The following is a 12,458-nucleotide window of genomic DNA, read 5'->3' as shown; positions in this document are numbered from 1 at the left end:
TTCGTGTGGGTCGTCCGCGCCTTTTTTCCGGGCGCCCGCGTTTTGCGGGTGGGGGAAATCAGGCGCGAACGACCGACTTCCGGGCGACTGAGCCGCCGTCTGCGGAGCAGCGGCCATGTTTCAGTCGGTGACGCGGTCGTAGACGAGGTTCAGGGCCCAGCTCGTCAGGGCCACGATGATCGCGCCCCAGAACGCGGGCCAGAAGCCGGTGACGTCGAACGGCAGGCCCAGCTCGCCGGCCAGCCAGCCGGTGAGCCAGAACAGCAGCGCGTTCACCACGAGGCCGATCAGCCCCAGCGTGACCACGTAGAACAAGCAGCCGAAGAACTTCACCAGGGGCTTGACCACCGCGTTGACCAGGCCGAACAGCAGCGCGACGCCGATCAGCGTGCCGATCTTCGCGGGGGTCGACGCGCCCGCCTCCAGGTCGATGCCCGGGATGAGCGTGGCGACCCAGACCGCCACCGCCGTCAGCAGTACGTGCACCAAAATGCCCATGCCGCAGGCTAACGGCAGCGGTGCTCCGAACGGGTCAGGCGCGACGACGCCCGCGTGCCGCCAAGAAGGTCAACGCGCCTGCGCCGAGCAGCAGGCCGCCGATCGCCAGCATCGGGAACGGCGCCGCGCCCGTGTTCGCCAGACCGCTGCTGCCACCGGCCACCTGCACCACTGCCGGAGCGGAAGTGGTCGTCGTGGTCGTGGTGCTCGTGGTCGTCGTCGGGGAGGTGGTCGTCGTCGGCTGCTCGTCGGACGCGTACTTCAGCGGCACGATCGCGTGGTTGTCCTGGAAGTTCGTCTCCCGGTGCCCCAGCGCCGAGAACGGCCGGATCAGCAGGTGGAACTGCCCGAACGCCGGGTCGTCCAACCGGTACCGCAGCCGCACGTCGACGGTCTCGCCGACCGCCATCGGCCCGGTCAGCCGGAACTCCTGGCCGGGCGTGATCACGGCGACCCGGTCGCCCGCCCCGAGGAACTCCGGCGTCGACCCGAACACCACCATCTCCGGGTTGTCCGGCGCCTCGCCCCGGTTGGTCACCGGCACGACCAGCGTGACGACGTCGCCCACGCGGTAGGCGTCCTGGGCGGGCTCCAGCCGCGGCGTGCCCGCCACGAAGTCGGCGTCCAGGTACGTGTAGCGGACGTCCACGCGCGTCGTCTCGCCCGCGCGGACCACGATCTTCTTCTGCCGCGTGGCCGGGTCGACGTCGTGCTCGGTCAGCGGCTGCGCCAGCTTCAGCTCCGGCGCGTTGTCGGCCACGATCGACACGGTCGAGCCGATCGGCACGTCGGTGAACTTGTACTCGCCCTTCACGCCGCGCGTCGCGGGCGCCACGTCGACGATGCCGTAGATCAGCCGGACGGTCGGCGCGCCCGGCACGTCCGGCTCGTGCGTCTGCCGCACGCCGTCGCGGTTGAGGTCGGAGAACGAGAAGCCGGCCACCGTGCCGCCGCGCACGCCGAAGTCGATCCGGCCGCCGCCGCTGACGGGGTTGACCGTCGACGCGGTCGTCGGCTCGTAGACCCCGGCGTTGCGGTTGTAGACGGCGAGCGGCACGTTCGGCAGGCCCTCGGCCTTGTAGCGGCCGTCGGCGTCGGTGTAGTAGCTGCCGATGAACGCCTTGGTCGAGGCGTCGTGCACGTCCACGGGGAGGCGGTTGACCAGCGGCGGCTCGCCCGGGTCGACCACGCCGTCGGCGTCGCGGTCGAACCACACCAGGCCCTCCAGCGTGACGGTGTCCTGCGCTGCCACCGCGAGCGGGCTCGCGAGCGTCGCCACGCCCACGGCCAAGGACAAGGCCGCGAGACGGCCGGTCGTGCTCCGCACCTGGATTCCCCCTGAGAAGACGAATGTCCGTCACCTCGTCGTCGTGCCGTTGATCATGATCGTTTCGTGAGAGCGGTCACACCCGGCGGGGCGCGCCGGTGCGGCCTAACGTCGGCGCATGGCAGCTGAGCAGTCGGAGGGCGGCGGGAGCACGTTCACCGTCCTGGTCGCCCTGACCGTGAACCTCGCCATCGCGGTGATGAAGGCGATCGCCGGGGTGATCACCGGGTCGGCGGCGATGATGGCGGAGGCGGCGCACTCGGTCGCCGACACGTTCACCGAGGCCCTGCTGCTGACGGCGTTGCGCCGGTCGGCCCGGCCCGCGGACCGCAGGCACCCGTTCGGGTACGGCAAGGACCGGTACTTCTGGTCGCTGCTCGCCGCCGTGTCGATCTTCGTGTCCGGCGCGGTGTTCGCGTTCTACGAGGGCTTGCGGACGGTGTTCGGCGCGCCGCAGGAGCAGAACAGCCCGGTCGTCGGGTACGTGGTGCTGGCCATCGCGTTCGCGTTGGAGTCGGTGTCGTGGACGCAGGCCGTGCGGCAGGTGCGGCGGGAGGCGCGGGCGGAGGACCGGTCGGTGCTCGCGTTCCTGCGGGTGTCGGACGACCCGACGGTGAAGACGGTGTTCCTGGAGGACTCGGCCGCGCTGGTCGGGCTGCTGCTCGCGTTCGGCGGGCTGGGGCTGCACCACCTGACCGGGTCGTCGGTGTGGGACGGCGTGGCGTCGTTGGCGATCGGCGTGCTGCTCGCGTTCGCCGCGTACACGTTGGCGTCGACCAACCGGGGGCTGCTCATCGGCAGGCAGGCCGACCCGGTGCTGGTGCGGGCGGTGTGGTCGCGGCTGCGTGCCGCGCCGGAGGTCGAGCAGGTGGTGGACCTGCTGACGATGGCGGTCGGCACGGACCGCGTGCTGGTGTGCGCGCGGCTCGACTTCGACGACGCGCTGGGCGCGGCCGACCTGGAGCGGGCGTGCGTGCGGATCGACGCCGAGCTGCGTGCCGCGCACCGCGAGCTGGACGAGGTGTTCCTGGAGCCCGTGCCGCGGACCGACCCGGAGCTGAGGTCGCGGGTGCTGGCCCGGTACGGGGACCTGAAGCTCTAGCGCCTGGTGTCGGTGCGGTGGAAGTTCAGGTAGGCGCGTGACGGCGTCGGCCCGCGTTGGCCCTGGTAGCGGGAGCCGGCCTGGGCCGAGCCGTACGGGAACTCGGCCGAGCTGCTGAGCCGGAACAGGCACAGCTGGCCGATCTTCATGCCCGGCCAGAGCGTGATGGGCAGGTTGGCGACGTTCGACAGCTCCAGCGTGATGTGGCCGGAGAAGCCGGGGTCGATGAAGCCCGCCGTCGAGTGGGTGAGCAGGCCGAGGCGGCCCAGCGACGACTTGCCCTCCAGTCGGCCCGCCAGGTCGTCGGGGAGGGTGACGAGCTCGAAGGTCGAGCCGAGCACGAACTCGCCCGGGTGCAGCACGAACGGCTCGCCGTCGGCCGGCTCCACCAGCGAGGTCAGGTCGTCCTGCTGCATCGAGGGGTCGATGTGCGTATAGCGGGTGTTGTTGAAGACGCGGAAGAACCGGTCCAGTCGGACGTCGATGCTGGACGGCTGCACCATGACGTCGTCGAACGGGTCCAGCACCAACCGGCCGGACTCGACCTCTTTGCGCAGATCGCGGTCACTGAGCAGCACGGGCACAGCCTATGTGTATGATCGGTGCCGCAGCACGCGGGTGTAGTTCATTGGTAGAACGACAGCTTCCCAAGCTGTAGAGGCGGGTTCGATTCCCGTCACCCGCTCGTAGCGCGAAGGCCCAGGTCAGCACCGGTTTCCCGGTTGACCTGGGCCTTCGTCGTACTCGGGCCGGAGCGCGGTGGGCGCTGCCTCCATGCCGGCTCGTCGCGTCGGGGCGGTGCACGTTGATGACCGCGAAGAGTTGACGCGGGAATTGTCGGACCCCGCTGCTACGTTCCCCGCGAGCCCGGGCGGGGCGGACGAAGGGGGAGCACACCGTGGCAGAGGTGGCACTGCGGCCGATCGAGGACGCCGACCTCGACGCGCTGTTCGACCAGATGCGCGACCCCGAGTCGGTCCGGATGGCCGCCTTCACCGCGAAGGACCCCGACGACCGCGCGGCGTTCGACGCCCACATGGCGAAGCTGAGGGCCGCCCACGACATCACGCTGCGCGCGGTGACGCTCGACGGGCGCTTCGTCGGCACCATCTCCAGCTTCGTCATGGACGGCGACACCGAGATCACCTACTGGATCGACCGCTCGGCCTGGGGTCGGGGAGTCGCGAGCCGCGCCCTGGCCCTGTTGCTCGACCTGGTCCCGGTCCGGCCCTTGCACGCCCGCGCCGCCAGTGACAACCACGGCTCGCTCCGGGTCCTGCAGAAGGCGGGCTTCACGATCACCGGCACCGAGACCGGCTACGCACCGGCCCGGAACGCCGACATCGAGGAAACCGTCCTGCGCCTCGACTAGTCACCCGACCTGATGAGCGACATGGTGTACGTGCGGTTCCAGGGGACGGTCCGGCACGAACGCGGGTTCTTCCCCGGGGTGTTCTGGCTGATCAACCGGCTCGCCCGGGACGGGGTGCTGACGGCCGCGCAGGAACGGTTCCGGCGGGAGAACAACGACTGGTTCGACGCGGCCTACGTGACGCCGTCCGACGTCGACCCGACCGTGTACGACCGGGAGGTCAACCCCGCCGCGGTGGCGTGGTTCAAGGCTTCGGCCCGGCACCTGATCGAACGGGTCGACGGGTACCTGGAGATCCTCGCCGCGCACGGGGTGGTGTGCGAGCGGGTCGAGTCGGGGGACCCCGGTCGGATCGTCTACGAGGACGAGCACCAGGTGGTCGTGGTGCCGCACGCCTAGCGCAGGCGGGTGGTCCAGTCGTCCAGGCGGGTCAGGGAGGTGCGCAGGTCGGTGAGCAGTTCCAGGGCGTGGGTGTGCGCCGCCGCACGTTCGGCCGGTGTCACCGGGCGGTGGCCCAGCGCCCGCCACACCATCCACGCCGCGCCGCCCAGGTAGACGCGCAGCAGGCCCGCGAACGACGTCGGCGACGCCGGGGGACGCCGCCCGCCCGCCTCCTCGTACGACGTGATCACCCGGTCGAACGCGGCCCGGTCCTCACCCAGTCGGCTGAAGTAGACCGCCGCACGGGTCAGCTCCCACTCCGCGTGCTCCGGGCCCGCGCCGTCCCAGTCCAGCAGCAACGGGCCGGCGGCGGTCTCCAGGACGTTGTCCGGCTTCACGTCGCGGTGCGTGCCGACCGGCGTGAAGTCGGCCGGGGCCGTGGCGATCGACCGGGCCTCGGCGATGTCGGGCAGGTAGGCGCGGACGGCGGCGGTGAAGTCGTTCGGCGCCTCGTCCAGCCACTCCCGCCACTCCTCGACCGGGTGCGGCGACCGGTCCGGGGGCGGGTCGGAGGCGGCTCGACGGTGCAGCGACGCCAAGGTGGCGCCGACCCACGCCGACACGTCCTCGGTCAACGGCCCGCCGTCGTGCCACTCGTGCACCAGGTAGCTGAAGACCTCCTCGCCCACCCGCACGTCCGCCAACAGCGGCGCGACCGGTTCCAGCGGGTGCACCGGGCGCGGCATGGGGAAACCGCGGGAGTAGGCGTCGAGCTGGACCTCGGCGGCCACGAGGTAGTCGCGCATCCACCAGTCCTCACGCGACCGGTTCAGGCGCTTGACCGCCCACGTGCCCCGCGTCGTGCGCAGCCGCCACACCAGGTGCGACCGCCCACCCTTCACCGGCGTCCACGGTTCGAGCACGTCACCCAGTCCGAACGCCGCCGCCACCAGTCGTTCCACGCCACCGGACGTCAGGGCACCGGGCGGCGGGGTCAGGACCCGTTTTCCGACGAACGCCACACCCGCTCGTAACGCTCCTGGTCCCGCGCCGTCCGCTCCTTGCGCACCGCCGCCGCCGCGCCCGCCGGGTAGCCGTACTTCGTCATCCGGTGGTCCGTGCTCTCGATCGCGTACGACACGCCGAAGTACACGCCGACCACCAGCCCCAGCGACCCGCACGCGATCGCGAGCGGCAACGGCGAGCCCAGGCCCAGCACCAACGCCAGCGCGATCACCACCGTCAACGGCAGGACCTGCAGGAACATCCGGGCGGTGAACCACACCAGCCACGTCGGCTTGGTCGCCTGCCGGAACACCCACTCCCGGTGCCGCAGGGGCAGCCGGCCGCCGAGCAGGTACCAGACCCGCAGCGGCCACGCCGGCTTCACGTCCGCTCCGTCGCGGCGATCACCCTGGTCAGCACGGCGTGCAGGTCGCGCAGCTCGTCCGGCGACATGCCGAGCCGCTCCACCACCGCGGGCGGGATCGCCAACGCGCGCTCGCGCAGCGCCGCGCCCTCCTCGGTCAGCGCCACGGCGAGCTGCCGCTCGTCCGCCGCCGCCCGCGACCGCGTCACGTACCCGATCGCCTCCAGCCGCTTGAGCAGCGGCGACAGCGTCGCGGGCTCCAGCGCCAGCAACCGGCTCAGCTCCTTCACCGACAACGGCGCGCGACCCCACAGCGCCAGCATCACGAGGTACTGCGGGTGGGTCAGCCCCATGGGCTCCAGCAGCGGCCGGTAGACGGCGACCACGTTCCTGGACGCGATGGACAGCGCGAAGCAGACCTGCCGTTCCAGGTCCAGCGGGTCCTCGACGCTTTGTGGACTAATCATTAGCGCCCACACTATGTCCGCGCGGCCGGTTCCCGCACCGCGACGAGGGCCACAGTCAGCGCCGTGCCTCGGTGATCAGGTGCGACGACGCGCCCGGCACGGGCACCCCGTTCACCGGGCTTCCAGCTCCGCCCAACCGCCGCCGCGCGCCAGCACCGCGCGCACCTCCGCGACGTGCTCGACCACGCCCGCGAGGTCGCCGTGCAGCAACGCGGCCCGGTCCACGTCCACCGGCAGCACGTCCTCGCGCCACAGCTCCAGCGGCAGGCTCACCACGAACACCACGGAGTCGACCAGCCGCAGCACCGCCGCCGACGGATCACCGGCGTACGCGGCGCGGATCCCGTCGCACTCCGCCAGCACCGCGCGCAGCCCGGCCACCGCCGAGGCCGGTGTGCCGTCCCACTCGCCCGACGGCCACAGCCGTCCGCTCAGCGCGAGCCACAGCCGCCACCCGGCGGCCGACTCGGCCTCGTCCCGCGGTCGCCAACCCTCCATCACCCCACTGTGCGGGCGCACCGGAGCGCCCGCACAGCGGAGATGACCCATCACACACGGCGACGCGGCGCACTCAGGCGCGCGTGGGCACCTTCTCGTCGTCGGCGTCGGACTGCAGCGAGTCGACCAGCGCCGACCGCTCCTCCGACGGCTCCGGCTTGATGAGCAGGCCGACCACCAGGTACAGCACGAGCGACACCAGCAGCGGCCAGGACACGATCACCGCCTGGGTGACGAACTCGACCTTGTTCTGCTGCATCACGTACAGCACGGCCCACGTGCCGAGACCGCCGATCACCGACGAGGTCGCCGCGGTCGGTCCGACCTTCTTGAACCACGGCAGCATGCCCAGCATCAACGGGATCGCGATCGGGCCCATCGTGGCCGCCACCAAGGCGATCACGACCTTGAGCACGAACCCCTTGGTGTCCGCGGTGAGCGCGATCGTCATGCTCAGCCCGATGAACGCGAACGTGGTGATCCGCGCCAGCTGCAGCTGCGCCGGCTCGCTGAGCCGCTTCGCGCCCTTCCACAGCCTGGGCAGCATGTCCCGGGTGATGACCGCCGAGATCACGTTGGCGTCCGAGGACACCATCGCCATGGTGTGCGAGAAGAAGCCGGCCAGCACCAGGCCGACCATGCCCGCGGGCAGCATGAGCTTGCCCATCTCGACGTACGCCTGCTCGGCGTTGGCCTCCATGCCCGGCACGATCAGCGGCGCGGCCCACATCGGGAAGAACAGCACCAGCGGCCACACCAGCCACAGCACGCTGGACAGCAGCGCGGACCGCTTGGCCGCGGCGCCGGACGGCGCGGCCATGTAGCGCTGCGCCAGGTTCCACATGCCGCCGTTGTACTCCAGCGTCTTGATCAGGAACAGCGCCATGAAGAAGATCAGCGTGTAGTTGCCCGACAGCGGCTCGGAGTGCGACTCGGGCAGCTCGTCCCAGATCGTCCACATGAAGTCGATGCCGCCGAAGTGCGCGGCCACCGCGACGAACATCGCGATGCCCGCCGCGCCCTGGATGATGAACTGGCCGAAGTCGGTCAGCGCGTCGGCCCACAGGCCGCCCAGCACCGAGTAGACCATCGTGACGAGGCCGACGATCGTGATGCCGAGCCAGATCGGCACGCCCGCGAAGCCCTGGAGCAGCAGCGAGACCGCGACCCACTTGGCCGCGATGTCCACGACCTTCAGCGCCGCGCCCGCCCACGCCATGATCTGCTGGGTCGGCACGTTGTAGCGGCGGGCCAGGTACTCCAGCGGCGACTTGACGCCGTGCTTGGAGCGCAGCCGGTTCCACGTGCCCGCCCACAGGAACGCGCCGATGCCGACACCGACGCCGATCGTCAGCGCCCACCAGATGTAGACGGTCAGGCCGAGGCGGTAGGCCTCGGCCGCGAAGGCCACGAACATGACCGCGCTGTAACCGGACATGTGGTGCGAGATGCCGGACAGCCACCAGGGCATCTTGCCGCCCGCGGTGAAGAAGTCGGCGATGTTCTTGATGCGCCCGCGTGACCAGTAGCCGATCGCCACCATCACGAAGAAGTACCCACCGACGACGACCCAGTCGAGGGTGTCCATGAGGCCTCCACGAGTGTTCGGCCCATGGGTGGCAGCGCGTGGTCCAGCGGCGGCGGTGCGCGGCGTCCCACATGGGTGTGTGACGTACGTCTTACGAGCCCGTTGCGCGCGGCGGAAGGCCACGGAGGGTCATTGAGTCACATTCGTGACTGTTGTTCACATATCTGACCGGCGAAGGACCGCGGAGGTACGGAAAGTAGTTGCCGAAAACCGCGTCATGGCTGGTCGCCGACGTGGTCGCACCCGTATGCGAACCGGTGTCAACGTGCGTCCGCTCGTACCAGGCGGGGACCGGCGCGCCCCCGCACCAGCCCCCGGGCCGGGGGTCGCCCTCGTGGACCCCGTGCCCCTCTTCCGCGAAGGGCTCGCGGCCGTGGTCCGGCGCACGCCCTCCATGCACTGGTTGGGCGCCACGGGCCACCTGCACACGGCCGTGCGGCTGCACGAGCGGCTGCGGCCCGACGTGCTCGTGGTGGACTCCGCCCTCGACCCGCAGGGCCACCTGGCCACGCTGCTGACCGGCAACGACTCGTCGCTGGTGGTGGTCTCCCTGGTGCGCGAGCCGCACCGGACGGCGAAGTTCGTGCGCTCGGCGTTGACCGCGGGCGTGCGCGGGATGGTGCCGCGCGAGGGCGGCATCAACGACGTGTTGCAGGCCATCGGCCGCACGCACGCCGAGCGCACGTACCTCGACCCGACGCTGGCGCCCCTGGCGGCCGGTTTCACGCCGACCGCCGAGGCCGGCACGCGCCGGTCCCTGTCCCGCCGCGAGTACGAGGTGCTCCAGCTCATCGCGAACGGCATGGAGAACCAGGCGGTCGCGAACGAGCTGTACGTCTCGGTGGAGACCGTGCGCACGCACGTGAAGAACATCCTGCGCAAGCTCCGCGCCCGCGACCGAACACACGCCGTGTCCCTCGCCTACCAGGCCGGCCTGCTCTCCAGCAGCGCCGTCCGACTGGTTTGACCGGACCGCCGCGGAACACCGCAGCTCAGGCGCGTCTGATTCGCCACAACCCGATGGTCGGCCTTGCCGGGGTTACTGACAGGTAATACCCTGTTGTTACCGGTCAGTAGGGGACCGCCCCGACCACGCATGGAGTGAGCGACGAGATGGGTCACTACAAGAGCAACGTCCGGGACCTCGAGTTCAACCTGTTCGAGGTCTTCAACGTGCAGGACCACCTCGGCACGGGGCCGTTCGAGCAGTCCGACGAGGACACCGCGCGCGGCGTGCTTGCCGAGCTCAACAACCTGGCGGTCGGCCCGCTGGCGGAGTCCTTCGCCGACGCCGACCGCAACCCCCCGGTCTTCGACCCGAAGACCCACTCGGCCACGCTGCCGGAATCGTTCAAGAAGTCCTACCAGGCCGTGTGGGACGGCGAGTGGTACCGCCTGTCGCTGCCGAACGAGCTGGGCGGCTTCGGCATCCCGCCGTCGGTCCAGTGGGCGGCCTCCGAGCTGATCCTCGGCGCCAACCCGGCCGTCTACATGTACCTGGCCGGCCCGAACTTCGCCTCGGTCGTCCACAAGAACGGCACCGAGCAGCAGAAGCGCTGGGCCGAGATCATGATCGAGCGCGGCTGGGGCGCCACGATGGTGCTGACCGAGCCGGACGCCGGCTCCGACGTCGGCGCGGGCCGCACGAAGGCCACGCTCCAGGACGACGGCACCTGGCACATCGACGGCGTGAAGCGGTTCATCACCTCCGCCGACCAGGACATGACCGAGAACATCATGCACCTGGTGCTGGCCCGTCCCGAGGGCCCCGGCATCGAGGCGAAGCCCGGCACCAAGGGCCTGTCGCTGTTCCTCGTGCCGAAGTGGCACTTCGACCCGGAGACCGGTGAGTCGACCGGCGAGCGCAACGGCGCCTTCGTCACCAACGTCGAGCACAAGATGGGCCTCAAGGTCTCGACCACGTGCGAGCTGACGTTCGGCCAGCACGGCGTGCCCGCCAAGGGCTGGCTGCTCGGCGAGGTGCACGACGGCATCGCGCAGATGTTCCAGGTCATCGAGTACGCCCGGATGATGGTCGGCACGAAGGCCATCGGCACCCTGTCGACCGGCTACCTCAACGCCCTGGCCTACGCCAAGGAGCGGGTGCAGAGCGCCGACCTGACCCGGATGACGGACAAGACCGCGCCGCGCGTCACCATCACCAACCACCCGGACGTGCGGCGCAGCCTGATGCTGCAGAAGGCGTACGCGGAGGGCCTGCGCGCGGTCTACCTGTACACCGCGACGCAGCAGGACAAGATCGCCCTGGGCGGCCCGGACAAGGAGCTGGCGGAGAAGGTCAACGACCTGCTGCTGCCGATCGTCAAGGGCGTCGGCTCGGAGCGCGCGTACGAGCAGCTGGCGCAGTCGCTGCAGACGCTCGGCGGGTCCGGCTTCCTGCAGGAGTACCCGATCGAGCAGTACATCCGCGACTCGAAGATCGACTCGCTGTACGAGGGCACCACCGCCATCCAGTCGCTGGACTTCTTCTTCCGCAAGATCATCCGCGACAAGGGCCAGGCGCTGGGCTTCCTCAACGGCGAGATCCAGCAGTTCCTGGACAACGAGGGCGGCAACGGGCGGCTGAAGGAGGAGCGGGCGCTGCTCAAGCGGGCGCTCGAAGACCTCCAGGGCATGCTCGGCGCGATGGTCGGCTTCCTGACCAGCTCGCAGGAGGACGTCCGCAACCTGTACAAGGTCGGCCAGAACACCGTGCGGCTGCTCATGACCGCGGGTGACGTGCTTGTCGGCTGGCTGCTGCTGCGCCAGGCCGACGTGGCGCTGGCCAAGCTGGACGGTCAGGTGTCGGCCAAGGACAAGGCGTTCTACGAGGGCAAGGTCGCCGTGGCGTCGTTCTTCGCCAAGTCCGTGCTGCCGGAGCTCACCGCCCGCCGCAAGATCGCCGAGGCCACCGACAACGCCCTGATGGACGTGGACGAGGCGTCGTTCTGAGCTGAGCGAGCCAACGGAGGGCGGCACCCGCGCGGGTGCCGCCCTCCGGCGTTCGCAGCCGTCCGGATCAGCCCTTGTGCGCCTTGGCGGCGGCGAAGCAGTACGCGCCGAAGCCCAGGAAGCCGACCGCGATCACGGCCAGGGCGAACACCCCGTAAGGCTGCGCGGCCAGGGTGTGCAGCGCCTTGTCCATCCCGCCCGACTCGGACGGGTCGGCGTTGACCGCGGCGAACGCGACCAGCACGCCGATCAGGAAGTACGCCGCGCCCTTGCCGATCCAGCCGATCCGGCCCAGCCGCTCCACCCACACCCGCGTGCCCGCGGGCAGGTCGGACATGTTCAGGTCGTCCTCGAACGACTTCTTCACGCCCTTGCGCGCCACCATCACGCCCAGCCCCAGCACGAACAACGCCACCGCGCCCACCAGGACCTGCCCGAACGGCAGGGCCAGCACGCGCGCCGTCCACGTCTGGGACTGCTCGGTGCCGCTCTTCTGCGACGTGCCGGTCGCGTAGTTGATCGCGGCGATGCCGATGACCGTGCCGGTGATGGCGCGGCCGACCGAGCCGCACTTGCGGTACACGCGCTTGCGCTTCTTCGACACCCAGCCGTAGCCGGACACGGCCATGGCGAGCTGCCACACCGCGAACGCGAACAGGCCGAGCGCCAGGACCCACAACAGGACCGGGCCGAAGGACGTCTGCGCCAGGGTGGCGACCGCGCCCTTCTGGTCGGTCTTCTCCCCGGTGTCACCGAGGACCACTTGCGCCGTCAACGCCGCCAGGAGCACGTGGACGAGCCCGTAACAGACCATCCCGGCACGCCCGAACGCCTGCACGGCCGGATGTCTTCGCACTTCTTGCCCGGTGGTAGCCACGATCGGGTGATTACCCCGCCGTGGCCA

Annotated in this window: 14 protein-coding genes and 1 tRNA gene; 6 read left to right on the top strand and 9 right to left on the bottom strand. The window is 70.5% G+C overall.

Features of this window, described 5'->3' with window-relative positions:
- Positions 1-120: 120 nt before the first annotated feature.
- Together ACZ7GX_RS01725 and ACZ7GX_RS01720 are read right to left on the bottom strand one after the other, a co-directional pair.
- Positions 121-498, bottom strand: a complete 378-nt coding sequence (locus tag ACZ7GX_RS01725; RefSeq protein WP_498771671.1) for a phage holin family protein — start codon at positions 496-498, stop codon at positions 121-123.
- Between the two features lie 34 nt (positions 499-532).
- A complete protein-coding gene (locus tag ACZ7GX_RS01720) occupies positions 533-1,825 on the bottom strand; it encodes a hypothetical protein (protein ID WP_498771669.1) in 1,293 nt (430 codons plus the stop codon).
- Between the two features lie 118 nt (positions 1,826-1,943).
- Here ACZ7GX_RS01720 and ACZ7GX_RS01715 point away from each other — a divergent pair, with 118 nt between their 5' ends.
- A complete protein-coding gene (locus ACZ7GX_RS01715; protein ID WP_498771667.1) occupies positions 1,944-2,927 on the top strand; it encodes a cation diffusion facilitator family transporter in 984 nt (327 codons plus the stop codon).
- On the opposite strand, the gene dcd is transcribed toward ACZ7GX_RS01715, so the two are convergent.
- Positions 2,924-3,505 carry a dCTP deaminase gene (gene dcd / locus ACZ7GX_RS01710; protein WP_498771665.1) on the bottom strand — a complete coding sequence of 194 codons (582 nt, stop codon included), beginning with the start codon at positions 3,503-3,505 and terminating at the stop codon, positions 2,924-2,926. The two genes, ACZ7GX_RS01715 and dcd, sit on opposite strands and share 4 nt — an antisense overlap.
- Positions 3,506-3,541: 36 nt before the next feature.
- Here dcd and ACZ7GX_RS01705 point away from each other — a divergent pair.
- The 3 genes from ACZ7GX_RS01705 to ACZ7GX_RS01695 all read left to right on the top strand — a co-directional run bounded on the left by ACZ7GX_RS01705 (position 3,542) and on the right by ACZ7GX_RS01695 (position 4,698).
- Positions 3,542-3,612: transfer RNA gene (locus ACZ7GX_RS01705), tRNA-Gly, on the top strand.
- Between the two features lie 162 nt (positions 3,613-3,774).
- A complete protein-coding gene (locus ACZ7GX_RS01700; protein WP_498771974.1) occupies positions 3,775-4,299 on the top strand; it encodes a GNAT family N-acetyltransferase in 525 nt (174 codons plus the stop codon).
- A 12-nt stretch (positions 4,300-4,311) separates the two neighbouring features.
- Positions 4,312-4,698, top strand: coding sequence for a hypothetical protein (locus ACZ7GX_RS01695; RefSeq protein ID WP_498771663.1), 387 nt, complete (start codon positions 4,312-4,314; stop codon positions 4,696-4,698).
- Here ACZ7GX_RS01695 and ACZ7GX_RS01690 read toward each other — a convergent pair.
- From ACZ7GX_RS01690 to ACZ7GX_RS01670, 5 genes are all read right to left on the bottom strand, one after another.
- The gene (locus tag ACZ7GX_RS01690; RefSeq protein WP_498771661.1) at positions 4,695-5,642 is read right to left on the bottom strand and encodes a phosphotransferase family protein; all 948 of its coding nucleotides are present in this window, start codon (positions 5,640-5,642) and stop codon (positions 4,695-4,697) included. The two genes, ACZ7GX_RS01695 and ACZ7GX_RS01690, sit on opposite strands and share 4 nt — an antisense overlap.
- A 32-nt stretch (positions 5,643-5,674) precedes the next feature.
- Positions 5,675-6,070, bottom strand: coding sequence for a DUF5313 family protein (locus ACZ7GX_RS01685; protein WP_498771659.1), 396 nt, complete (start codon positions 6,068-6,070; stop codon positions 5,675-5,677).
- A complete protein-coding gene (locus ACZ7GX_RS01680) occupies positions 6,067-6,516 on the bottom strand; it encodes a MarR family winged helix-turn-helix transcriptional regulator (protein WP_498771657.1) in 450 nt (149 codons plus the stop codon). Before ACZ7GX_RS01680 ends, ACZ7GX_RS01685 begins: the two co-directional genes overlap by 4 nt.
- A 111-nt stretch (positions 6,517-6,627) precedes the next feature.
- A complete protein-coding gene (locus ACZ7GX_RS01675; RefSeq protein WP_498771655.1) occupies positions 6,628-7,014 on the bottom strand; it encodes a hypothetical protein in 387 nt (128 codons plus the stop codon).
- A 73-nt stretch (positions 7,015-7,087) separates the two neighbouring features.
- Complete coding sequence (locus ACZ7GX_RS01670) at positions 7,088-8,602, bottom strand: sodium:solute symporter family protein (RefSeq protein ID WP_498771653.1); 1,515 nt, start codon at positions 8,600-8,602, stop codon at positions 7,088-7,090.
- A 334-nt stretch (positions 8,603-8,936) separates the two neighbouring features.
- Here ACZ7GX_RS01670 and ACZ7GX_RS01665 point away from each other — a divergent pair, with 334 nt between their 5' ends.
- Positions 8,937-9,569 (top strand): response regulator transcription factor, encoded by a 633-nt coding sequence (locus ACZ7GX_RS01665; RefSeq protein ID WP_498771651.1) that lies wholly within the window; start codon positions 8,937-8,939, stop codon positions 9,567-9,569.
- Between the two features lie 146 nt (positions 9,570-9,715).
- Positions 9,716-11,554 (top strand): acyl-CoA dehydrogenase, encoded by a 1,839-nt coding sequence (locus tag ACZ7GX_RS01660; RefSeq protein ID WP_498771972.1) that lies wholly within the window; start codon positions 9,716-9,718, stop codon positions 11,552-11,554.
- A 67-nt stretch (positions 11,555-11,621) separates the two neighbouring features.
- Here the strand turns inward: ACZ7GX_RS01660 and ACZ7GX_RS01655 are convergent, their stop codons facing one another.
- Positions 11,622-12,410: a DUF1206 domain-containing protein gene (locus ACZ7GX_RS01655; RefSeq protein WP_498771649.1), complete on the bottom strand. Its 789-nt coding sequence runs from the start codon at positions 12,408-12,410 to the stop codon at positions 11,622-11,624.
- Positions 12,411-12,458: the final 48 nt, after the last annotated feature.

It is taken from the genome of Actinosynnema sp. NPDC037264, from assembly GCF_055603705.1.
Note: the sequence above shows the minus strand (reverse complement) of the source record. Positions and strands in the feature narration are given on the sequence as shown.